Source organism: Rhodococcus sp. AB351 (assembly GCF_049538275.1).
Taxonomy (GTDB): Bacteria; Actinomycetota; Actinomycetes; order Mycobacteriales; family Mycobacteriaceae; genus Rhodococcus.
In genome coordinates this window covers 178293-200281 of sequence record NZ_JBMVFW010000004.1, presented here as the reverse complement: position 1 = coordinate 200281, position 21989 = coordinate 178293, and the positions used below count along the sequence as shown (strand labels likewise).

Annotated in this window: 22 protein-coding genes; 8 read left to right on the top strand and 14 right to left on the bottom strand. The window is 68.8% G+C overall.

From position 1 onward, the window contains the following. Window positions 1-91: 91 nt before the first annotated feature. Window positions 92-574 (bottom strand): DoxX family protein, encoded by a 483-nt coding sequence (locus ACPCXD_RS11465; RefSeq protein ID WP_088896872.1) that lies wholly within the window; start codon window positions 572-574, stop codon window positions 92-94. A 138-nt stretch (window positions 575-712) separates the two neighbouring features. On the opposite strand from ACPCXD_RS11465, the gene ACPCXD_RS11460 reads away from it, so the two are divergent. Together ACPCXD_RS11460 and ACPCXD_RS11455 are read left to right on the top strand one after the other, a co-directional pair. Beyond that, window positions 713-1483, top strand: a complete 771-nt coding sequence (locus ACPCXD_RS11460) for a hypothetical protein (RefSeq protein WP_423659608.1) — start codon at window positions 713-715, stop codon at window positions 1481-1483. 200 nt (window positions 1484-1683) lie between these two features. Beyond that, window positions 1684-2526 carry a cutinase family protein gene (locus tag ACPCXD_RS11455; protein ID WP_423659607.1) on the top strand — a complete coding sequence of 281 codons (843 nt, stop codon included), beginning with the start codon at window positions 1684-1686 and terminating at the stop codon, window positions 2524-2526. A 3-nt stretch (window positions 2527-2529) separates the two neighbouring features. Here the strand turns inward: ACPCXD_RS11455 and ACPCXD_RS11450 are convergent, their stop codons facing one another. Next, on the bottom strand, window positions 2530-3441 hold the full coding sequence (locus tag ACPCXD_RS11450; protein WP_120280994.1) for an SDR family NAD(P)-dependent oxidoreductase: 912 nt from the start codon (window positions 3439-3441) through the stop codon (window positions 2530-2532). Between the two features lie 36 nt (window positions 3442-3477). Beyond that, complete coding sequence (locus tag ACPCXD_RS11445; RefSeq protein WP_088896868.1) at window positions 3478-4119, bottom strand: MSMEG_1061 family FMN-dependent PPOX-type flavoprotein; 642 nt, start codon at window positions 4117-4119, stop codon at window positions 3478-3480. Window positions 4120-4287: 168 nt separating this feature from the next. On the opposite strand from ACPCXD_RS11445, the gene ACPCXD_RS11440 reads away from it, so the two are divergent. Next, entirely contained in the window at window positions 4288-4770 is a 483-nt protein-coding gene (locus tag ACPCXD_RS11440; RefSeq protein WP_088896867.1) for a nuclear transport factor 2 family protein, read from the top strand. Window positions 4771-4824: 54 nt separating this feature from the next. Here the strand turns inward: ACPCXD_RS11440 and ACPCXD_RS11435 are convergent, their stop codons facing one another. The 3 genes from ACPCXD_RS11435 to ACPCXD_RS11425 all read right to left on the bottom strand — a co-directional run bounded on the left by ACPCXD_RS11435 (window position 4825) and on the right by ACPCXD_RS11425 (window position 11020). Continuing rightward, window positions 4825-5424, bottom strand: a complete 600-nt coding sequence (locus tag ACPCXD_RS11435; RefSeq protein WP_160876572.1) for a histidine phosphatase family protein — start codon at window positions 5422-5424, stop codon at window positions 4825-4827. 44 nt (window positions 5425-5468) lie between these two features. After that, window positions 5469-8801 (bottom strand): bifunctional lysylphosphatidylglycerol synthetase/lysine--tRNA ligase LysX, encoded by a 3333-nt coding sequence (lysX, locus tag ACPCXD_RS11430; protein WP_202400172.1) that lies wholly within the window; start codon window positions 8799-8801, stop codon window positions 5469-5471. A gap of 104 nt (window positions 8802-8905) precedes the next feature. Then, the gene (locus ACPCXD_RS11425) at window positions 8906-11020 is read right to left on the bottom strand and encodes an MMPL family transporter (protein WP_423659603.1); all 2115 of its coding nucleotides are present in this window, start codon (window positions 11018-11020) and stop codon (window positions 8906-8908) included. A gap of 46 nt (window positions 11021-11066) precedes the next feature. On the opposite strand from ACPCXD_RS11425, the gene ACPCXD_RS11420 reads away from it, so the two are divergent. Together ACPCXD_RS11420 and ACPCXD_RS11415 are read left to right on the top strand one after the other, a co-directional pair. Then, window positions 11067-11567, top strand: coding sequence for a MarR family winged helix-turn-helix transcriptional regulator (locus tag ACPCXD_RS11420; RefSeq protein WP_423659601.1), 501 nt, complete (start codon window positions 11067-11069; stop codon window positions 11565-11567). A gap of 60 nt (window positions 11568-11627) precedes the next feature. Beyond that, window positions 11628-12404, top strand: coding sequence for a putative protein N(5)-glutamine methyltransferase (locus ACPCXD_RS11415; protein ID WP_423659599.1), 777 nt, complete (start codon window positions 11628-11630; stop codon window positions 12402-12404). Window positions 12405-12426: 22 nt separating this feature from the next. Here ACPCXD_RS11415 and ACPCXD_RS11410 read toward each other — a convergent pair whose 3' ends face one another. The 4 genes from ACPCXD_RS11410 to ACPCXD_RS11395 all read right to left on the bottom strand — a co-directional run bounded on the left by ACPCXD_RS11410 (window position 12427) and on the right by ACPCXD_RS11395 (window position 15136). Further along, complete coding sequence (locus ACPCXD_RS11410) at window positions 12427-13245, bottom strand: anti-sigma factor (RefSeq protein WP_423659597.1); 819 nt, start codon at window positions 13243-13245, stop codon at window positions 12427-12429. Then, window positions 13238-13810 (bottom strand): sigma-70 family RNA polymerase sigma factor, encoded by a 573-nt coding sequence (locus ACPCXD_RS11405; RefSeq protein ID WP_272266340.1) that lies wholly within the window; start codon window positions 13808-13810, stop codon window positions 13238-13240. The genes ACPCXD_RS11410 and ACPCXD_RS11405 overlap by 8 nt, the downstream gene beginning before the upstream one ends. Before the next feature lie 77 nt (window positions 13811-13887). Continuing rightward, window positions 13888-14511: a DUF1365 family protein gene (locus ACPCXD_RS11400; protein WP_272266342.1), complete on the bottom strand. Its 624-nt coding sequence runs from the start codon at window positions 14509-14511 to the stop codon at window positions 13888-13890. Then, window positions 14501-15136, bottom strand: coding sequence for an alpha/beta hydrolase family protein (locus tag ACPCXD_RS11395; RefSeq protein WP_423659594.1), 636 nt, complete (start codon window positions 15134-15136; stop codon window positions 14501-14503). Before ACPCXD_RS11395 ends, ACPCXD_RS11400 begins: the two co-directional genes overlap by 11 nt. 172 nt (window positions 15137-15308) lie before the next feature. Here ACPCXD_RS11395 and ACPCXD_RS11390 point away from each other — a divergent pair, with 172 nt between their 5' ends. Next, entirely contained in the window at window positions 15309-15980 is a 672-nt protein-coding gene (locus ACPCXD_RS11390; RefSeq protein WP_309137504.1) for a fasciclin domain-containing protein, read from the top strand. 31 nt (window positions 15981-16011) lie between these two features. Beyond that, complete coding sequence (locus tag ACPCXD_RS11385; RefSeq protein ID WP_160876584.1) at window positions 16012-16602, top strand: lipocalin family protein; 591 nt, start codon at window positions 16012-16014, stop codon at window positions 16600-16602. 146 nt (window positions 16603-16748) lie between these two features. Here the strand turns inward: ACPCXD_RS11385 and ACPCXD_RS11380 are convergent, their stop codons facing one another. From ACPCXD_RS11380 to ACPCXD_RS11370, 3 genes are all read right to left on the bottom strand, one after another. Continuing rightward, window positions 16749-18212 (bottom strand): DUF2867 domain-containing protein, encoded by a 1464-nt coding sequence (locus ACPCXD_RS11380; protein WP_160876586.1) that lies wholly within the window; start codon window positions 18210-18212, stop codon window positions 16749-16751. After that, window positions 18209-19573 (bottom strand): TIGR01777 family oxidoreductase, encoded by a 1365-nt coding sequence (locus ACPCXD_RS11375; protein ID WP_106200862.1) that lies wholly within the window; start codon window positions 19571-19573, stop codon window positions 18209-18211. Before ACPCXD_RS11375 ends, ACPCXD_RS11380 begins: the two co-directional genes overlap by 4 nt. A 282-nt stretch (window positions 19574-19855) precedes the next feature. After that, on the bottom strand, window positions 19856-21211 hold the full coding sequence (locus ACPCXD_RS11370) for a cryptochrome/photolyase family protein (RefSeq protein WP_423659591.1): 1356 nt from the start codon (window positions 21209-21211) through the stop codon (window positions 19856-19858). Between the two features lie 28 nt (window positions 21212-21239). On the opposite strand from ACPCXD_RS11370, the gene ACPCXD_RS11365 reads away from it, so the two are divergent. Then, the gene (locus tag ACPCXD_RS11365) at window positions 21240-21461 is read left to right on the top strand and encodes an RNA-binding S4 domain-containing protein (protein WP_064064212.1); all 222 of its coding nucleotides are present in this window, start codon (window positions 21240-21242) and stop codon (window positions 21459-21461) included. A gap of 24 nt (window positions 21462-21485) precedes the next feature. Here ACPCXD_RS11365 and rraA read toward each other — a convergent pair whose 3' ends face one another. After that, window positions 21486-21974: a ribonuclease E activity regulator RraA gene (gene rraA, locus ACPCXD_RS11360; RefSeq protein ID WP_016934073.1), complete on the bottom strand. Its 489-nt coding sequence runs from the start codon at window positions 21972-21974 to the stop codon at window positions 21486-21488. Window positions 21975-21989 lie beyond the last annotated feature (15 nt).

Sequence of the window (21989 nt, the reverse complement as noted above, 5' to 3'; positions counted from 1 at the left end):
TTGAGCGCTCCAGCGTCGCAGCGCTGAACGAGGTACGACCGCTGGGCCGCACACCGGAAGGTGTGCGGCCCAGCGGTGTTCGTGGGTGAGGTCAGGCGTCGACGAGTGACGCGGGATCGGTGTCGGATGCGGTGGCCGGCGCCGGTTCGGGTGTGGCCACCTCGCGCCGCCGCGCGAGGAGGCGGTCGACGGCCCACGATCCGGAGCCGACGAAGATCAGGACGAACATCGCCCAGCAGAACAGCGCGGCGGATTCACCGTCGTTCTGGATGGGCAGTGCGCCGTCGGCCTGATGGCCCCAGAAGTAGGCGTACGCCATCGATCCGGAGCCGAGGAAGGCCGCGAGCCGGGTACCGAGACCGAGGATCAGGGCGGTGCCGCACACGACCTGGATGATCGCGCCCCACCAGCCGGGCCATGCGCCGAGTTGTGCGGTGGCTCCGCCGTAGGGTTCCGTCGGCCACGCCCACAGGCTCGTGGTGCCGTGGCACAAGAACAGGAAACCGACGACGATGCGGAAGGCGGCGACGGCGTGGTCGCCGAAACGGTCCGGCCAGTGGCGCACTGAGTTCATCACGTGCGGAAGTAAAGCATGCCTACCCTTACATACAGGGTGCTTGGTCATCGTTCCGCGGTTCAACAGCAACCGCCGGACGCGCTGCGCTGTGATATTTCCGTGTCGCCGGGCGTCGCACCCGTTATGGTTCTGCGCATGACGGCTACGAGACGGGCACTGGCGATGGTCGTGATGGGTGCGGGTGCCGTCGTGGCCGCCGTCGCGGCGGCTCCCGCCGCGGCCGCGGACCCTGCGGACGCGTGCATCCGCAACGGTGGTGGGCTCGTGACGATCGACGGCGCCGAGCCCGTCCCACCGGTTTTCGGATTCGACGGCCCCCGCCTGCTCGGACTCCAGGGCGGAGCCGGCAACGCGTGCATCACCAACGTGGGGCCCGGAGCCGTGACCGTCACGCACCCCGAGGGACGCGTCCCGGGACGCACCGAGGTGTCCACCGCGCTCGTGGAGATGCGGGTCGACGGCGGGCTCGGTAACGTCGCCGTCACCAACGTCGGTACCGGCGCGGTCACGGTGCACCGGACGGAGGTCACGCCCGAGCCGGTCGCGGCACCAGCGCAGGCCCCGATCCCCGGGATGCCGGAGCTGATCCTCGACGCGGGAACCGACGGCGTCTTCGTCACGAACGTCGGTACGGGCGGTGTCACCGTCGTCGACCGTGCCGTCGCGCCGGCGGAGCTCCCGCCCCCGCCTCCGCCTCCGCCGGGTGCGGTCGTCACCGATCCGTTCAGCGGAAACATCTATGTTACAAACCTCTTCGGGCCCGACATCGTCGTCGCAGAACCCGCCTCGACCGCCGAAGGGAGCGTGGTCGAGCGACCGGTCCCGGGAACGGCGGTCGACTACGGGACGGGCAACGTCTTCGTGACGAACATCGGCGGGGGACAGGTGACCGTCGTCCGCGGCTGATCCGCCGGCGCCGTCGTTTCCCGACAACGTTCCGGACTCGGATACATCACATCCGGTTCACGAATATGTCATCCTTCTACTCGATACTGCCGGGGAGGGACGCGGCACCAGGACAGTAGCGGGGCGGGGACATGGTTATGAGAAGAGTGTGGGCGGCAACGGTGGCCGCAGTGGCAGCATGCGCAGCAGTATTCGTCGCAATGCCTGCAGCGCAAGCGAATCCGCCCGGATGTCCGACCCTGAACGTGGTCGCTGTGCCCGGCACGTGGGAGACCTCGAACACCCCCGACCCCGACCGCGGGAACGGCATGCTCGCCCAGGTCACGTCCAATCTTCCCGCCGGGGCGCGTGTCGACTACGTCGCGTATCCCGCCACCGCCTTCCCGTGGGAGGGCGACGTGTACGCGGCCTCCCGCAACCGCGCCGTCGACAACGCGCGCGGCATCATCGCGGCCACCGCCGAGCGGTGCCCCCTCACGAACTTCGCCCTCGTCGGTTACAGCCAGGGTGCCGATGCCGCAGGCGATCTCGCTGCCGAGATCGGCACCGGGCTGGGAGTGATCGGTCCGCACCGCCTCGTCGCGGTGGGGCTGCTGTCCGATCCGCGGCGCTCCGAACTCGACCCGTTCGTCGGTCCGCCCGTCGCCGGCACCGGTGCGGGAGGTGCCCGCGCGGGAGGCTTCGGATTCGTAACGCCCAACGTGCGCACCATCTGCGCGGTGGGCGACCTCTATTGCTCGACGCCGCCGGAGGACTTCGTCACGCGACTGGCCGGCTTCCTCGCCATCTCGGCGGGCAGCCCGTTCGAGCAGCTCGAGAACTACCGCGACGAGGCGACCGCGCTCTACAACGACATCATGACCGCCGGGGGCATCCCGATGCTGCAGCTGCAGCTCACGCCCGAGGCGAACGAGCTGCGCGAGCAGAAGATCCGCACCTTCTACGAGTCGCAGATCCACCAGGACTACTCGAACTACGTGGTCGACGGTCGCGGAACGACGGCCACACGGTGGCTGCACGACTGGATCGCCTCCAAGGCCTGACCATCAGTCGATATCGAATCGTGCGCCCACACGCATGACACGGGGCGCGAAGCGCATCAGCCACTTGCGGACCTTCGCACCCGGGGCGACCGTCACCACAGGTTTGTTGTGACGGACCGCCCCGACGATCGCCTTGGCCACCTTCTCCGGCGCGATGTGCAGGCGCCGGTACATCGCGAGGGTGCGGGTGCGTCGCGCTGCTCGTAGTTCCTTGTTCGGCGCGACGTACTCCGTCGCCCGGGTGAGGTTGGTGTCCACCAGGTCGGGACACACGACGGTCACGCCGATCCCGTGTTCGAGCAGTTCGGCGCGCAGGCACTCCGACAACATGAACACCCCGGCCTTGCTCGTCGTGTAGGCGGCGAGGTTGCGTTGCGGCATGTACGCCGCCGCCGACGAGACGTTGACGATCTGCCCGCCCGTGCCGGCTTCGATCATCTGCTCGGTGAAGGCACGGCAGCCGTAGACCACGCCCCAGAAGTTCACGTCCATCACGTTCTCGAAGACGCTCTGCGGGGTGTCGGCGAAGGCACCGATGACACCGATGCCCGCGTTGTTGACGAGCACGTCGGCGACGCCGTGCCGCTCGCGGACGGTCTGCGCGAACTTCCGGACCTGCTGTTCGTCGGAGACGTCGAGTTCGTAGGCGTGGGCGGCGCCGCCGAAGACGGCCTCGGAACCGCCGGCGCCGGGAGCCGGGACGTTCACGAGCGCCACCGTCTCGCGGGCACTGTCGAGATCCTTGTCGGCGACGACGACGATGGCGCCTTCGGCGGCGAAGGCGATCGCCGACGCCCGGCCGATCCCGCTACCGCCGCCGGTGACGACGACGAGGGCGCCGGTCAAGTCGCGCAGACGGCTGCGTAGTGCAGCGCCGGCGCGCCAGCGGCGTATCTGAGCGATCCGAGAGGGCACCCCACCATCGTGACGCACTCGCCGCGTGTGGTCCGGTCAGTACAGGAACTCGCGGTAGAGCTCGCGCTTGCCCGGCTCGGCGTCGGCCGGGATCTCGATCGAGTGGAGTTCGGCGTGCATGTCGCGCATCGACGGGACCGCCGCGCGGTCGGGATAGGTCGACGGATCCCACAGTTTGGCGCGCAGCAACGCCCGCGCGCAGTGCAGGAAGACCTCGTCGATCTGCACGATCACAGCGAGCTGCGCCGGCTTGTTCTGCAGCGACAGCTTCTCGAGCAGGTCGGGGTCGGTCGACAGGGTGGCGCGGCCGTTGATCCGCAGCACCTCCTCGTCGCCGGGGACGAAGAACAGCAGCCCGACGTGAGGATTCTCGAGGATGTTCCGGTACGAGTCGGCGCGGCGGTTGCCGGGCCGGTCGGGCAGCGCGATCGTGTGGTCGTCGAGGACGAGCACCGCCGACTCGATGTCGCCACGCGGCGAGCAGTCGCAGTTGCCGACGGCGTCGGCGGTGGCGATCGTGAAGAACCGCGCCAGCGACAAGAAATGCCTGATGAGCGGGGTCAGGTGTGGTCGTGCCTTGTCGACGATCGCCGGGTGCGGAATGCCCAGGACGGCCTCGAGCTCGCCCTGTGTCCGTATCCCGCCCTGTACGAGCTCGTCGATCCTGTCCGCATCCATCCGGTGCACCTCCGGCGGTGACCGTACCAATCCTGCGCGGGAAGATCACGTCGGCGCCTGGGTCGTCCCCTGGTCAGGGCCGCGCTTCCGGTCACCGGGACGGCCCGGGAGGCAGGGCTCCGGATCCCGGTAGAACGAGTGGCGACGCCCCCGTCCGGAAGGATCGAGATGACCGACTCCGCCCTGCTGGCCTCCCTCCTCGAACGCGTGCAGCTCCTCGAGGACAAGGCTGCGATCCACGAGGTCCTCACGGCCTATGGCCCGGCCGTCGACGCCGGTGACGCCGAGGCGGTGGGGGAACTGTGGGCCGAGGACGCCATCTACGACGTCGACATCCGCCTGATGGAGGGTCGCGACGCCATCATGAAGATGGTGCGCACCCGGCCACACCAGGACTACATCGAGGAGGGCTGTGGTCACCTGCTCGACCCGGTGCACATCCGGGTCGACGGCGACACCGCCGTCGCGACCTGTCACTCCCTGCTGCTGCGCCGCAACACCGATTCGGATTCGTTCCGGGTGTGGCGGGTGAGCGCCAATCGTTTCGAACTCGCCCGGATCGACGGCAGCTGGAAGATTGTGCGCCGCACGTCGCGGTTGCTCGACGGCAGCACCGCCGCCCGCGATCTCCTCGCGAGCGCACGGCGCTGAACCCACGACTCGCGGGTGGGCGCTGGGGGCTCACCCGCGGCCGGCTGCCGGGGTTCAGACGCGCAGGGTGTCGCGCACGTGCCCGGTCTCGTTGATCGACGCGACGCGGCGCGCGCCGCTGCGTGAGACGAGGATGCGCGTCACCGACGCGTACTCGATGGGGAACATCAACGGCCGGGGCAGCTCGAGCAGGTGCTGCAGCACGATGTTCACGACCCCGCCGTGGACGAACAGCGCCACGGTCTCGGCGTGGTCGCACGTGTCCACCACGTGGTCGATCCCTTGCAGTACCCGCGTGCGGAAGGCGTCCCCGTCCACGAAATCGGGCAGGTGACCTGCCAGGATGCGCTTGTAGGCGGCCGGTGCGACGTCCTTCGCGGCGTCGATCGTGAAGTAGTGGTCGTGGCCGTAGTCGTACTCGGCGATGTCCTCCATCTTCTCCACGTCGAGCCCGCGTCGTTCCGCGACCGGCTCGGCCGTCTGCAGGGCCCGCAACTGCGGGCTCGAGAACAGGCGGGTGATGTTGTACGGGGACAGTGCGTCCGGCAACCGCGACGCCTGGAGACGACCGGTCTCCGTGAGCGGCGGGTCGGCGACCCCGGTCTCGGCGCGGGCGTTGTTCGGCTCGGCGTGGCGGATCAGGAGTAGCTGCACGACCTCACGATGCCAGGTGGAGCGGTTTCACGTGAAACCACCCGTCAGGAGCGTCGCGGCTTCGTGAACGGGAACGCCAGCGACTCGCGGATGCTGCCTCCGAGCACGAGCATCACGATCCGGTCGACACCCATGCCGAGGCCGCCGGTGGGAGGCATCGCGTATTCGAGGGCTTCGAGGAACTCCTCGTCGAGTTCCATCGCCTCCTCGTCACCGCCCGCGGCGAGCAGCGACTGCTCGGTGAGGCGGGCACGCTGGTCGAGGGGATCGGTGAGCTCGCTGTAGGCGGTCCCCAGCTCGACACCCCAGGCCACCAGGTCCCACTTCGCCGCGACCCCCGGCTTGCGGGGGTGCGGCCGGGTCAGCGGCGACACCGAGGTCGGGAAGTCGGTGTAGAAGGTGGGGAACTCCGTCTTCGATTCGACGAGGTGCTCGTACATCTCCTGCGCGGTGGCGCCGGCGTCCCAGGCCGGGTTGTAGGGGATCTCGTGTTCGTCGCACAGGCGCCGCAGGACGTCGACGGGGGTCTGCGCGTCGACGAACGTCCCGAGCGCCTCGGAGATCGCGTCGTGGAAGGTCTTGACGGGCCACTCGCCGGAGATGTCGATCTCGACCGGGGTGCCGTCGGGTCCGGGCCGCAGGATGATCTCGCGTCCGTGTGCCGCGCGGGCTGCTGCCTGGATCAACTCGCGTGCGACGACCCGCATCTTCTCGTAGTCGCTGTGTGCCTCGTACGCCTCGAGGATCGTGAACTCCGGGTTGTGCTTGAAATCCGCACCCTCGTTGCGGAACACCCGGCCGATCTCGAAGACCTTCGCCATGCCCGCGACGCACAACCGTTTCAGGTACAACTCGGGTGCGATCCGCAGGTACAGATCGGCGTCGTAGGCGTTGATGTGCGTGATGAACGGTGCGGCGTTCGCGCCGCCGTGCACCGACTGCAGGATCGGGGTCTCCACCTCGAGATAGCCGCGGGCCTGCAGTTCGTCGCGCAGCGACCGCACCACCGCGCTGCGCGCCGCGAGGTGGTCGCGTGCGCCGCGGTCGATCGCGAGATGCAGATAGCGTTGCCGCACGCGGGCTTCCGGGTCGACGAGGCCGTGAAATTTGTCGGGCAGCGGGTGCAGACACTTGCCGTCGATGCGCCATGAATCGGCGAGCACCGAGATCTCGCCGGTGCGGCTGCGCCCCGTCTCGCCGGACACCTCGACGAGGTCGCCCAGGTCGAACAGGAAGCGTTGTCCGGCAACCCGTTGTCGGTCGACGAGGATCTGGATGTCGCCCGACCAGTCGCGCAGCACCGCGAACAGCACACCGCCGAAGTTGCGGATGCGCAGTAGGCGTCCCGCCACGGTCACCGGGGTGCCGGACTTCGCGGTCCGGGCCTCGGCGGCCGTGTGGGTCGGGGGATGCGCGACCGGATAGGGATCGACACCGTGCTCGACGATCCGCTGCAGGGTGTTCATCCGCACCTGGACCTGCTCGGGGCGGCGACGTCCGTGCGCGACGGCCGGCGTGCCGTCGGTGAGTTCGACGCCGGGTGCGCTGCCGTCGTCGTGCAGTTCCGCCGCGACCACCTGATCCTCGGGGAACGCCGAGTGTGTTCCCGTGTGCTGCTGGGTGTTCCGGCGACCGAAGGTGGGGAGGGTGAGGAAGCCCTCGGCGATCGCCGACGCGAGCGCGACGCGCGGGATGAGCCGGTTGTCGCGGAAACACAGGAAGCGGGGTACCCATTCGGGGTGGTACTTGACGTTGGACCGGTACAGCGCCTCGAGCTGCCACCACCGTGAGAAGAACAGCAGGATCGACCGCCACAACCGCAGGATCGGACCGGCTCCGATCCGTGCGCCCTCCTCGAAGACCGACCGGAAGACCGCGAAGTTCAGCGAGATCCGCTCGACGTCGAATTCGGCGCCGCGTGAGGCGAGTTCGGAGACCATGAGTTCGACGACGCCGTTGGGGGCCTGCGGGTCGCGGCGCATGAGGTCGAGCGACACCCCGTCCGATCCCCACGGCACGAGCGAGAGCATCGCGACGACCTTGCCGTCCGCGACCGCTTCGACGAGCAGACAGTCGCCGTCGAGCGGGTCACCGAGCCGGCCGAGGGCCATCGAGAAACCGCGCTCGTTCTCGGTGTCGCGCCAGGCCTCGGCGCGCTGGATCGCTGCCGACAGTTCGATGGGCGACAGTTCGCGGTGACGCATGATCCGCGCGGTCACACCGTGTTTGCGGGCACGGTTGACGGCCTGCCGCACCGGTCGCATGTCGCGTCCGGCGAGACTGAAGTCGCGGGTGAGCAGGACTGCCTCGTCGCCGAGTTGCAGCGCGTTCAGCCCCGCCCGGTGGTAGGCCGTCGCGCCGTCCTCGCTCGCCCCCATCACCGCGGGGGTCCAGCCGTAGGCGCGGGCGAGGTCGAGCCATTCGTCGATGGCGTGCGGCCACGCCTCGGGGTTGCCGACCGGATCACCGCTCGCGAGGCACACCCCGAGTTCGACGCGATAGGTCACCGCGGCCTTGCCGCTGGGGGCGAACACGACGGCCTTGTCGCGGCGCGTCGCGAAGTAGCCGAGCGAATCGTCGCTGTGGGCGAGCAGGCCGCGGATGGCGGATTCGTCACTGCCGGTGAGCGCGTTGCTCGCTCGCTGCGAGCGGAACAGCACCACGACGGCCGCGAGCACGGCGAGCGCACCGAGCAGACCGAGGACCGTGTTGACCAGCCCGTTCGGGCGGCCACCGAATTGGTCGTTGTCGATGAACGTCAGTGCGGTGACGCGGTTGAGCGCCCACAGGAACCGGTCGGGAGGGGGCAGGGTGCCGGGGAACAGCTCCACCAGACCCCAGCCGATCAGCGTCCCGACGACCAGGCCACCCACGAGCACACCGAGTGCGGCCCAGACGTTTCCGCGACGCACGCGCGTGTAGAACTCGGGATAGGACAGCAGCAGGAGCGCGACGATCAGCAGGTGGACGACCAACGCGACGAGGTGGTTCGGGTCGCGCTCGACGATGCTCATCACGAGATTGGTGATGGTGAATCCGCCGAGGTAGATCGTGAGGATCCACCACGCGATGCGCTTGCGGCCGGCGACGGCACCGGCGAGCAGGCCGAGCACGAGAGCGAACGACAGGCTCGTGTCGGGAGCGTCGAAGTAGTACTCGTCGAGATATTCGCGCGGGGCATGGATCCAGTAGCGCAAGGTGGGCGAGAGCGACCACAGCGCGACCACGACCGCGTAGACGCCCAGGATCAGGCCGAGGATGTGCGGTACGGCGGACAGACGTCCACCGATGCGGTCGGTCAGCGACGGCCGTGAGGGCGGTCGGGCGTCCTCCACCGGACGCGGGCGCTCGACAGGAGCGGCGGAATCCGCAGACATGGAATAGAACGGTAACGGGCAAACGCGGCAGCCGTGGGACGAACGGCCGCGGGACCGGGTCACATTCCCGGTCCCGCGGCCGTTCTCATCCGCTCATGAGCCTGTCAGGAGCGCGGCGCTCCCGCAGTCGCGACGTCCTCGGTGGCATCGGGCTCGGACGGTTCGGTCCGCGCCAGCTTGCTCGGCCACCAGATCTTCTTCCCGATGTCGATCGTCAGGGCCGGTACCACCAGCGACCGCACGAGCAGTGCGTCGAGCAGGACACCGAAGGCGACGATGAACGCGATCTGCGCCAGGAACAGCAGCGGAATCACGGCCAGCGCGGAGAAGGTGGCAGCGAGAACGATTCCTGCGGAGGTGATGACGCCGCCGGTCACGGTCAGGGCCCGCAGCGTTCCGTCGCGGGTGCCGACTCTCTTCGTCTCCTCCCGGACGCGGGTCATGAGGAAGATGTTGTAGTCGATGCCCAGCGCCACGAGGAAGACGAAGCCGAACAGCGGCACCACCGGGTCGGCACCGGGGAAGTCGAACAGGTGGTTGAACACGAGCGAGGAGACGCCGAGGGTCGCCGCGAACGAGACGATCACGGTGAGCATCAGCAGGATCGGCGCGACGATCGCCCGCAGCAGTGCGATGAGCACCAGCAGGACCACGATCGTGACCACCGGGATGATGACGGTGCGGTCGCGGGTCGCGGTGTCCTTCGTGTCGAGGTCGACGGCCGTGGGTCCGCCGACGAGTGCCTCCGCGTCGGGCACGGAGCCCACCGCCTCGCGGATGCGCTCGACGGTCTGCTCGGCGGCGAGGGAGTCGGCGGGATCCGACAGGGTCGCCTGCACCGCGACGAGTCCGTCGACCACACGCGGTGCGCCGTCGGGGCCGGGGACGGGCTGGACGGTCGTCACGCCCTCGACGCTCTCGGTGGCGCTGACGACACCCTCGAGCGCGCCTTCGCGGGCGACGACGATGCTGGGCGAACCGGTGCCGGCGTCGAAGTGTTCACCGAGCACTTCCTGGCCGGACTTCGAATCGGTCTGCAGGAGGAACAGATCCGACGAGGCCACACCGCTCGCCTTGAACTGCGGGGCGAACAGTGCGAACGCGACGAGCACGAGGCTGCACACGATCCAGATGGGGCGCGGCTTCGATCCGACGAAGCCGGCGACGCGGCCCCAGAACTTGTGGGAGCTCTGTAGATCGCTGCGATCGGTGTCCGGCTCGAAGCGGGGCCGACTGGGCCAGAACGCGGCGCGACCGAGCAGGACGAGAGCGGCGGGCAGGAAGGTGAGCGACGCCAGGAAGGACGTCGCGATGCCGATGGCGGCCACCGGGCCGAGGCCGCGGTTGGAGTTCAGGTCCGACAGCAGCAGGCACAGCACACCGAGGATCACCGTGCCGGCCGATGCCGCGATCGGTTCGATCGCACCACGCAGCGCGGCACGCATCGCCGCGTACTTGTTCTGTTCGATGCGCAGTTCTTCCCGGAACCGGGAGACCAGCAGCAGGGCGTAGTCGGTGGCGGCGCCGAAGACCAGGATGAACATGATGCCCTGGCTCTGGCCGTTGAGGGCGATGGCTCCGGCATCGGCGAGCAGATAGACGATCAGGCTGGCCAGCGCGAGAGCGAACACCGCCGAGATGATGACGACGAACGGCAGGATCGGGCTGCGGTAGACCACGATGAGGATGACGAGGACGACTCCGCCCGCGACGAGCAGGAGCAGTCCGTCGATGCCGCCGAAGGCAGACGACAGGTCGGCGGCCTGCCCGGCGGGGCCGGTGACGTAGACGGTCAGGCCGTCCGGTGCGCCTTCGAGGGCAGTCCGGAGTTCCTCGACGGCCTCCTGGACCTCCCCGGAGGCGTCGAGCGGCACGATCATCTGCGCCGCTGCGCCGTCCTCGGCCGGGATCGGCGGCGGTCCTGCGGATTCGGTGGCAAGGAAGGCGAGGTCCTCGTCGGTGATCCCGCCGTCGCGTTCGGCGACGACGATCGCGGGGATGAACTCGCTCTCGTTGAACTGCGCGTACAGCTCGTCCGCGCGGGTGGATTCGGCGGAAGCCGGGAGGAAGGTGCTCGCGTCGTTGGAGGCGACCTCGCTGAGCTTGCCTGCGAACGGACCGCCGCCACCGGCGGCCACGAGCCACGCGATGAGCAACAGGGCAGGTAGGAGCCACCGCCATCGGCTGGTTCTGCGTGGGGGCTCGGTAGCAGTGCTCAAGATTCCTCCTGGCGTGAGCGAATGTGTCGGAACTAGATTATTCAGCGTGCTGAACGATGGGGGTGGAGACGACCTCGACGAGTGGCCCACCGGACGTCTGCTGTCCACCGCGGCCCGGCTCGTCGAGCAGGCCTGGGAGCAGTCCTTGCGACGGCGAGGGCTCACCCACGCGGGGGTGATCGCACTGCACGCGGTGGCCCACGCCCCGCTGTCGCAACGGGAGATGGCGCGCGCGTGCCGGGTGACCGACCAGACCATGAGCCGGACCGTCGACCATCTCGTCCGCGGCGGTTTCGTCACGCGCACCGTCGATCCGGAGGACGAGCGCCGGATGCGGGTGGAGATCACGCCGTCGGGCGTGGACGCCTATCGGCGGGTGATCGAACTCGAACGCGACGACGCGCCCGGCGGTGATTCTCCGGTCGCGGTGTCGGACCCGGCGACCCTGCGCCGGCTCCTGCTCGAAATCGTTCGTTCGCACAGCACTCCTCGTGACAGCCCCGGGGGTACCCAGGATCGGGAGAGTCCACCCCTCCACCGGATGTGAGCTGCCACCCTCTCCGGAAAACGAGAAGATCCGCCCGAAGCGCGCGCGGTAGGGTGCCGCATGGTCTCCGCACCCCGGACCCACGCCGACGTCGTCTCCGCACTGCGAGCAGCCGGGTGCGTGTTCGCCGAGGAGGAAGCGCAGCTGCTCGTCGAAGCCGCTCCTACACCCGCGGATCTGGAGCGGCTCATCGCGCGGCGGGTCGGCGGCGAACCGCTCGAACACGTACTGGGGCAGGTCTTCTTCCACGGCAGGCGCATCGCGGTGGGAGAGGGGGTGTTCGTCCCTCGCCGACGCACCGAGTATCTGGTGGACTGCGCGATCGAACTCGCGCGGCCCGGTGCCGTGATCGTCGACATGTGTTGCGGGTGCGGTGCCGTCGGTGCCGCGCTCGCCACCGCCGTCGAGGACTGCGAGGTCTACGCGACCGACATCGATCCCGTCGCCACCGCGTGTGCCCGCCTGAACCTGCCGCCCCATCGGGTGTTCGACGGCGATCTGTTCGACGCCCTGCCGGGCACGCTGCGCGGTCGCGTCGACGTGCTCGTCGCCAACGCGCCCTATGTGCCGTCGGGGTCGATCGGGTCGATGCCGCGGGAGGCGCGCTGCAGCGAGCCGCGACATGCACTGGACGGCGGACCCGACGGACTGGACGTCCATCGCCGGCTCGTCGCCGGCGCGGGCCGGTGGCTCACCGAGGGTGGGTCGCTGCTCGTCGAGTCGGCCGCGTCGCAGGCGCCCGTCGTGCGCGACCTCATGACCCGGGCCGGACTGGACGCCGACACGCGGGGTTCCGAGGAGGCCGACGCGACGGTCGTCATCGGCACCCGCCGATGACGTGCTCGCTGCCGCGAACATGTCAGTCGAGCGGCAGCTGAGCGAAGATCGCGGTCGGCTGGGTCGATCCGCCCGTCGGCTCGACGCTGAAGGCGAGCGCGGTGGCACCCGAGATGTCCTCGAGCACCGCGGTCGTCGACGGCGCGACGTCGTCGGGTGTCATCGTGCCCGCGGGTTCCATCCCCTCGGGGCCGACCAGCCACATCTGGTAGACGCTGCCCTCGGCCGGCGGGGCGACGTTGTTCATCACCAGCACGCCCGCGTCCTCCTCCTTCGAGAACACCACGGTCGCGGTGCCGCCACCGTCGAGCTCGCCCGACGAGGTCCGTACGTCCTCGGCGGCGAAGACCCGCTCGCTCGTGCCCGGCTCGGTCGTGGTCTGCCACTGACCGGCCACCACGACGCCGCCGATCGCGACGATCACGGCCGCTGCCGCGGCGAGCAGGAAGTTCCGCCGCCGGGCCTGGCGGCGCTCGTCGAGGGAGACGGGCGGGGGAAGGTGATCGTCCTCCGCCCGAGGTGCCTCGGTCGCCTCCGGCTCACCGGGTCGTTCCGTGTGCGTCTTCTCGGCGGGCGTCTTCGCGGTGAGTTCGGCGTGGACCAGATCGAGCAGTCGCACCCGGAGTTCGGGCGGCGGCTCGGTCGCGGTACCGGCCGACATCGCTGCGAGGGTCTCGTGGACCTCGCGGACCTCGGCGTCGAACCGTTCGGACACCTCCGGGTCTGCTTCCGCGAGCCGCTCGGCGATCTTCCGACGCTCGTCGGGTGTGACGGCATCCAATGCGAAGACGGGTGCCATGTCGAGCAGGTCGCGCGAGGAATCGTTCGCCTCGTCAGCCATCCACGGTCACCCCCAGACAATTCTTCAGTCGTTTCAGGCCGTCCCGGATGCGCGACTTGACCGTCGGCAACGGGGACGAAAGTTCTTCTGCCACTTCGGTGTATGTAAAGCCTCTGTAGTAGGCGAGCTCGACCGAGCGTCGCTGCAGTTCGGTGAGAGAACCCAGACACTCGTTCACCCGGCGGCGGTCGTCGCGCTGCGCGACCTCCTCGCTGACCGAGTCGAAGGCCGCGTCGACGTTCGTCGAACCGTAGTGCGACTCGCGGTCGGCTCCGGACTGCTCGCTGCGGACCCGGTCGACGGCGCGCCGATGGGCGAGCGTGATGATCCACGACAGAGCGGAACCCTGGCGCGGGTCGTACTTGTCGGCCGACCTCCACACCTGGAGGTAGACCTCCTGGGTGGTCTCCTCGCTGTAGCCGGGATCCCGCAGGACCCGAAGCACCATGCCGAAGACTCGGGAACGCGTCGCGTCGTACAGTTCGGCGAACGCCGTGGGGTCTTGCCGGGCCACCCGCCCGAGCAGTTCGCCGAGGGTATCGGTGTGGCCTCCGACGCCGGTCATCGGCTCAGTCCGCTCATCGGGGGAAAGCCTAGCCGGGACATTCCCTCCACTCAAGGCAACCGTGTCGACCACGAGCGTCACCCCATCCACATCCGAGCACGCAGGACCGTCGCGAGATCGACCGGCAGTCGTTCGCCGCTGACGGTCGCGGTGAACACCGGGACGCCGGGCCGCCGCAGGGCGACCGAGACCGCGAACATGTCTCCGGCCCGGGTGATGATGTCGATCTCGTCCGAGCGCAGCGTGTAGCAGTGCCGTCCGTTCCGGCGCGTATGGATCTCCGCGACCACGCACGCGAGCGAGTCGCTCGGATCGTGGCACCAGAACAGGTTCAGCGGATCCGATCCGAGACCGAGGCGCCGGATGTTCAGCAGCGCTGTGATCCGCCCGCCCGGAACCCGCATCCCGTCGGCCACGAGCTGGTCCTCGACCCGGCCGCGGAAGGTGTCGGAATCGCTCGCGACGAAGTGGTCCCACGGCTCGAATCGCATCAGCGTGCGCAGCCACCAGGGCGAGGGCGTCGACTCGTCGACGTCCATGACCCAGCTGAAGCCGCGGTACTCGAGCGAGGGGCGCTCGGCCGAGCCCTGCGCGTGGCGGACGAAGGTCCGGTAGATCGCCGGCACGACCGCCTCCCGGCCACCCGGGAACTCGACGTCGTCGCCGATCATCGCGACTGCGCGGGGAAGGTCAGGATGCATGGTCGTCTCCGGGGCACGTGGTCGGTTTCCCCGACAGTGTGCACGTGAGGAAATCGGCTGTGGTGTCGGCCCACCAGCGCGGGTCGGTGAGGAGGAAGTGCCCGGCTCCGGGCAGGGGACGCCAGCGCGTGTTCACGCCCCGGTCTCCCGCCGCCATCGTCTGGCTCTGCGCCATCCGCGGGTCGGTCCGGGTGTCCTCCGTACCGTGCGCGACCAGCAGGTGCCGGCCCGCCGGGATCAGGTCGGCGTCGTCGGCCGGCCACCACGGTGCCAGAGCGACGAGCGACTCGACCCCGTGCTGGGCCGCGAGATGCGCGATCGCCCGCGCACCCATCGCGTGCCCGACCAGACCGAACCGGACGTCCCCACGACGCCGGGTCACCGACTCGATCGCCCGCAGACCGTCGCGGACCGGGCTCATGTGGTCGTCGTTCCACCCGCAGTACCGGTAGTCGACGAGGTCGACCGCGATGTCGTACCTGCTCAGCCGCAGGCGCAGGGCATCGGTGAACAGACGCATGCGCAGCTGCGACAGATGCCACGCACGCGGCGGTGTGGTGCCGACCGGACGCCCACCGGGCAGCACGAGTACGTGAGCCGGTCGGAGATCCTCGACATTGTCCATGACCTGCATTCGGAGCCGACCGCGATACGGATGGGTCGAACACCGGATACCGATCCGAAAAAAATTCTTTCGATCCGACCCATCCGCACCGCCCCGGGGATCGAATGCTCAGTGACACACCTGGTCGACGTGGCCGCTTCTCCGGTCACGGCATACGAAGGGAACCACGATCATGAACATCACTGCGCGCAAGAGCCTGGCCGCCGTCGGAATCGGTGCGATGTCCCTCCTGGGTGTCGCTGCATGTTCCGACGATTCGGGAAGCGACACGAACGAGACCACGATGGAGGAAACCGTCGAGGAGACCATCGTCGAGGAAACCACCACTGCTGCAACGGGAACCGCTGCTCCCGCTGCCGGCCCCGTCGGCCCGGGTTGTGCCGACTATGTCGCCGCGAACCCGACCGGCCCGTCGTCCGTCGAGGAACTCGCGAACCAGCCCGTCGCCGAGGCCGCCGGAAATGTGCCGATCCTGACCACTCTCACGCAGGCCCTGTCCGGCCAGCTCAACCCCGACGTCAACCTGGTCGAGACGCTCAACGGTGGCGAGTTCACCGTCTTCGCGCCGGTCGACGACGCGTTCGCCGCCCTGCCGCCGGAGACCGTCCAGACGCTGCAGACGGATTCGGCTCTGCTCACCGACATTCTCACCTACCACGTGGTTCCCGGTGAGCTGACCACCGCCGACATCGCCGGCACACAGACCACCGTCCAGGGCGGCACCGTCGAGGTCGCCGGTGAGGGTGACATGTGGACCGTCAACGACGCCAACGTCATCTGCGGTGGCATCGAGACCGAGAACGCCACCGTGTACCTGATCGACGGTGTCCTCCAGCCCCAGTAATCACCACCCGGTCGACGGAAAGGTAGAAGACATGCGTTGGTCCCGACACGGCGTTCGGGGGCTTGCGGCGGCGATCGGCGCCGCCGCAGGCGCGCTCCTGTTCGCCACGCCCGCCGCCGCAGCGCCGCTCACCCCGGTTCCCCAGCTCGACGTGAACCGGTATGTGGGGCAGTGGTATCAGCTCGCCGCCAATCCGGCTCCCTACAACATCGACTGCGCTCGCGACACGACGGCGTTCTACACGCTGCTCGACGAACGCAACGTGCGCGTGGAGAACTCGTGCACCACGTTCACCGGTGATCGTCGCGGGATCATCGGGAACGCCCGTGTGAACGACACTGCCGCACTGCACGTGTCGTTCCCGGGGGTGCCGTTCCAGGATTCGCTCGACGGACCGAGCAACTACATCGTCACGTACCTCGCGGACGATTACTCGTGGGCATTCGTCGGTGACCCGACGCGCATCTCCGGATTCGTGCTGTCGCGTTCACCCGTCGTCGGTGACGACGCGTGGCGCGAGATCCGGAACGTCGTCGAGGCGAGCGGGTACAACTCGTGCCTGATGCTCACCTCGCCCACCACCGAGGGACTGCAGGACATCAAACCGCTCTGCACCGTGTAACTCTCGGGGCGACCGGGGTGGTGTGCGGATCCCGAGGAAGATCCGCACACCACCCCGATTCGCTGTCTCTGCACTATCCGCTCACGAATTCGCCATCCGCTACGGCAAATTGCTGCGGCGGATGGCGAAGAACGTAGCGGATCACTCTAGCGGCCGGCGGTGCCTGCGATGTTCTCGAGCATTCCCCGGAAGATGATGCCGTGGAAGGGAACCAGCACGTACCAGTAGAGACGGCCGGCGACTCCACGTGGGAAGAAGATCGCCCGCTGGTGCACACGCGACCGGCCCGACTCCAGCGGTTCGACCCGCCACTCGAGCCACGCCCCACCGGGTGCCCGCATCTCCGCGCGCAGACGCAGCAGCGTCGGGCGTTCGATCAGTTCGACGCGCCAGAAGTCCAGGGCATCGCCGGTGTGCAGGGTCTTCGGGTCGCGGCGACCCCGGTCGAGACCGACGCCGCCGACGAAGCGGTCGAGCCAGCCCCGGATGGTCCACGCCAACGGGAAGGAGTACCACCCGTTCTCGCCACCGATGCTCTCGACGACGGCGAACACCTTCTCCGGAGACGAATCCGACTCGAGCGACCGTTCGTCGGTGAAGACGACCTCACCGGCCCAGTCCGGGTCGGACGGAAGCGGATCGGCGGGTGCGCCGACCGGGGACGCGTTCGTCCACGTCGTCTCGACCTCTCCCCGTTCGATACGGCCGAGGGCGAGCCGGACGGCGTCGCGGTAGCCGGTGAGGCCGGATTCCGGTGGGGGGATGATCGAGTCGATGTCGTGGTTGCGCATCACCGCGTCGGTCGACAGCGATTCGAGGAGCGCGCGACCGAGGGGCGGAGGGATCGGTGTGACCAGACCGATCCACAGGCCGGCGAGCTTCGGGGTGAGGACGGGCAGGACGAGGATCCGGCGTTTCGTCAGACCGGCGACCTCCGAGTACTGCTGCATCATCTCGCCGTACCGCAGCACGTCGGGCCCACCGATGTCGTAGGTGCCGCTGCCGGAGAGGGGTGCATCGGCGGCGGCGAGCAGATAGTGCAGGACGTCGCGCACCGCGATGGGCTGGATCCGGTTGTTCACCCAGCGCGGGGTCGTCATGACGGGGAGCCGGTTGCTCAGATGCCGGATCATCTCGAACGACGCCGAACCCGAACCGATCACGACGCCGGCCTGCAACACGAGCGTCGGCACACCGGAATCCATGAGGATGCGTCCGACCTGGGCACGTGAATACAGGTGCGGTGAGAGATCACCCGACTCCGGGTGCAGCCCACCGAGGTACACGATGCGGGAGACGCCGTTGTCGCGTGCCGCGTCGGCGACGTTCTGCGCCGCTCGCTTCTCCGCGTCGACGAACTCGTCGCGGCCACCCATCGAATGCACCAGGTAGTACACGACGTCGATGTCGCGGCACGCCTCGCGCAGCGATTCGGCGTCGTCGAGGTCGCCGCGGACGATCTCGACGTCGCCGGCCCACGGCACGTCGCGCAGTTTGTCGGGGCTGCGCGCGAGCACCCGTACCCGGTAACCCGCCTCGAGCAGGCGCGGAGCGAGCCGGCCACCGATGTAGCCGGTCGCTCCGGTGACCAGGACACGCTTTCCGCTCACGGCTCCTCCAGGATGTGGCCGAGTTGGTGGCGCAGCGACGCTTCGAGATCGGGACGCCGGAACCGGTGCCCGACGTCGATCAGCGCCTTCGGGACGACGAACTGATCGGCCTGGGCGACCTCCCGCGCACCCTCGTCGCCGAGCAACAGACGGGGGCCGAAACCGGGGACGGGCAGCAGCGCGGGACGGTGCAGCACCGACGCCAGGACCCGGGTGTACTCCTCGTTGCGCACCGGTTGCGGTGCAACGGCGTTCACCGGTCCGGCCAGCCCGGGATCGGTGAGGGCGCGGTGGTACACCTCGAGGAGATCGTCGATGTCGATCCAGGAGAACCACTGCCGGCCGTCGCCGAGCCGGCCTCCGAGACCGCTCGCGAACAGCGGTCGCATCAACTGCAGCGTTCCACCACGGGGTGTCTGGACGATGCCGGTGCGTACGTGCACGACCCGCAGGCCCTTCTTCTCCGCGGGATGCGTCGCGGCCTCCCAGTCGGCGACGACGTCGGCGAGGAAACCCGTTCCATGCGATGCGTTCTCGTCGAGTGGCGTGTCTCCCCGGTCGTAGCCGTAGAGACCGATCGCGGATGCGGAGACGAAGGTCGCGGGACCGTTGGGTGTCCTCGCGGCGAGTTCGGCGAGTCGGCGTGTCGGTTCGATGCGGCTGTCGCGGATCGCGGCCTTGTGGGAGTCGGTGAACCGTCCCGCGATCGACTCGCCCGCGAGATGGACGACGGCGTCGACGCCTTCGAGCAGATCGGGCGCCGGATCCTGCGGGTCCCAGCGACGTTCGTCGGACCGTCGCGGTTCCCGGCGCACCAGGCGGACGACCTGGTAGCCACCCGTGGACAGGAAGGCTGTCAGGGCGGTGCCCACGAGCCCGCTCGATCCGGTCACCGCGACCGTCGCGGGCCGGATGCCCTGCGCGTGCGACCAGCGGTGGCTCGCGAGATCGTCGGCGAGCTGGCGGTGCCGGTAGCGGAAGGTCTGGGTGAGGAAACGACCCGGTACCGGTGTGTCGACGCGATCGGTGACGCGGGTGCGGAATTCGTCGACGACGTCGAAGCGGTGTTCGTGGCGCCACGAGCCGATGACGGTGGCGGGGCGCGACCACAGGCCGTCGTGTGAGAGTTCGTCGACGAAACGTGCTGGTGGATCGTAATCGTCGGGTCTGTGCCGGGAGATCCAGCGCAGTCCGCCGGGGAGACCGAGGACGGCGGTGCCGGATTCGAGGGAGTCGGCCTCGGCGACGACGCTCATCGGTTGCCAGGGCGGGATCAGACGGAGGATGGCGCCGGGACGGGAGTGCCAGTCGAACACTTCGTCACGCGGTGCGTCGACGACGCTCGAGAATTCGATGCCCATGCCCTACCTCCGTTTGCAGAGTGCTCACCCGGTGGTCACGGCGCCGGAGCGCCCGGTGGTGACGGCGCCGGAGCGAACTCCGGCGCCGTATCCACTCAAGCAGGAAGGACGCTGATCAGGAAGGTGTATGCATCGACGAGCGGGGTGTGGATGGCCATGAAAGCTGCCTCGACGAGAGCGCGCACTGCGGTGTCCTTTCGTTGGGTGTACGGCGAACACGTTGTCCGTCCAGAAGTTGTTCGGAGCACCGCCACGACCGGATGGGTCGTTTCGCCGTCTTTTTCATCGGGCCGAGCGAATCCGCTCGTATCTGTCCAGAGCGGCGCGACGTTCGTGTGCGTGATCGACGACCGGTTCCGGATATCCGTCCGGAGGGCCGTCGGGCAGGCTGTGCACACGAGCGCCGTCGATGCTCCGCAGTTCGGGTACCCACCTGCGCACGTATTCACCCGTCGGATCGAACTTCTCACCCTGCCGGGTCGGATTGAACACCCGGAAGTAGGGAGCGGCGTCGGTGCCGCTGCCCGCCGTCCACTGCCAATTGTGTTGGTTGGACGCCAGATCGCCGTCCACCAGATGCTTCATGAAATGCCGGGCCCCGCGCCACCACGGCAGGTGCAGGTCCTTCGTCAGGAACGACGCGACGATCATCCGCACCCGGTTGTGCATGACACCCTCGGCGAGGAGCTGCCGCATCCCGGCGTCCACGATCGGGAATCCCGTCCGGCCCTCGCACCACGCGGCGAACAGGGCGTCGGCGTCGGGCCCGGAATCGTAGGTGATGGCGTCGAAGTCGCTGTTGTAGTTGGTCCGGGCGGTCTCGGGCCGCTGGAACAGGACGTCGGCGTAGAAGTCCCGCCACGCCAGTTCGCTGCGGAAGGTGACGGCCCCGTCGTCCGACCGGTTCCTCATGTCGTGCAGCAGGGTCCGCGGATGGATGCAGCCAAACTTCAGATAGGGGGACAGGCCGCTCGTGCCGTCGAAGGCCGGCCGGTCGCGGTCGGTGGCGTACCGCTCGAGACCGTCGTCGAGGAATTCGCGCCACCGTTCCAGCGCGGCGGCTTCTCCGGCGGGAGGTGCGGGTTCGTCACCGGCCTCGGGAATCGGCACGCGTGCGGAGCAGCCGCTCGGGTCCACCCACTCGGCGGTGTCCGGGCCGGTCGCCGCGGGGGAGTGCCATCCGTGGTCGTTCCAGGCGCGGCGGAAGGCCGAGAAGACCTTGTATGCAGTGCCGTCGGGTTTCGTCACGCGGCCCGGCGTGACGGCGTAGGGGGAACCGGTGGCCACCAACGGGACGTCGCCGAGCGCCTCGGCGACCGCCCGGTCGCGTCGCGTGCCGTAGGGGCCGTGGTCGGAACTGATGTGGACTGCGGTCGCGTCGAACTCGGCGACCACCGACGGCACGACCGTCGCGGGGTCCCCCCGGACGACGAGCAGGCGCCCGCCGAGATCCCGGTCGAGTGCTCGCAGGCAACCTGTGAGGAAGTCGCGACGACGCGCCCCGGAGGGCCGGAGCAGTGCGTCGTCGAGGACGAACAGAGCGAGGACCTCGTCGGCGGCCTCGGTGGCGGTGAGCAGAGTGGGCAGATCGTTCAGCCGGAGATCACGACGGAACCAGATGATGCTGGGGCGGGCCATGGATCCAGTGTCGGGGACAATGGGTGCCATGTCCGACGCATTCGATGTACCGATCCGTGACGAGTCGATCCGGCTCGGTCAGTTCCTCAAGCTCGCGAGCCTCATCGAATCGGGTGCAGAAGCCAAGGAAGTGATCGCCGACGGCCTCGTGTCGGTCAACGGTGAGGTGGAGGAGCGTCGCGGCCGTCAGCTGAAGGTGGGCGACGTGGTGGAGATCGCCGGTGCGAGCGCGCGGGTCGCGCACGAATGATGTGGTGACCCGCGCGCCCGGCGATCAGTTCTCGGCGCGGACGACGACGCCGTCGGAGTCGCTGTAGACGATCTCGCCGGGGTTGAACGTCACGCCGCCGATCTCGACGGGCACGTTCTTCTCGCCCGAACCGGTCTGGGTGCTCTTGCGCGGGTTGGTGCCGAGGGCCTTGATACCGATGTCGAGGGTGCGCAGGATCGCGGAGTCGCGGACCGCGCCGTTGACGATGACCCCGGCCCAGCCGTTGTCGACACCGCGACCGGCGATGATGTCGCCGACGAGCGCGGTGTGGATGCTGCCGCCGCCGTCGACGACGAGCACGCCGCCGTTGCCCGGCTCGGAAAGGGTCTGCTTGACGAGCAGGTTGTCCTGGAAGCAGCGGATGGTGGTGATGGGGCCGACGAACTCGGTGCGGCCGCCGAACTGGATGAACTGCGTGTCGCAGCTGCGGATGTCCGGGCCGATCTCGTCGGCGAGGTCGGCGGTGGCTGTGAAGGCAGTGGCGTCACTCATGGTGTGAGGATAGGC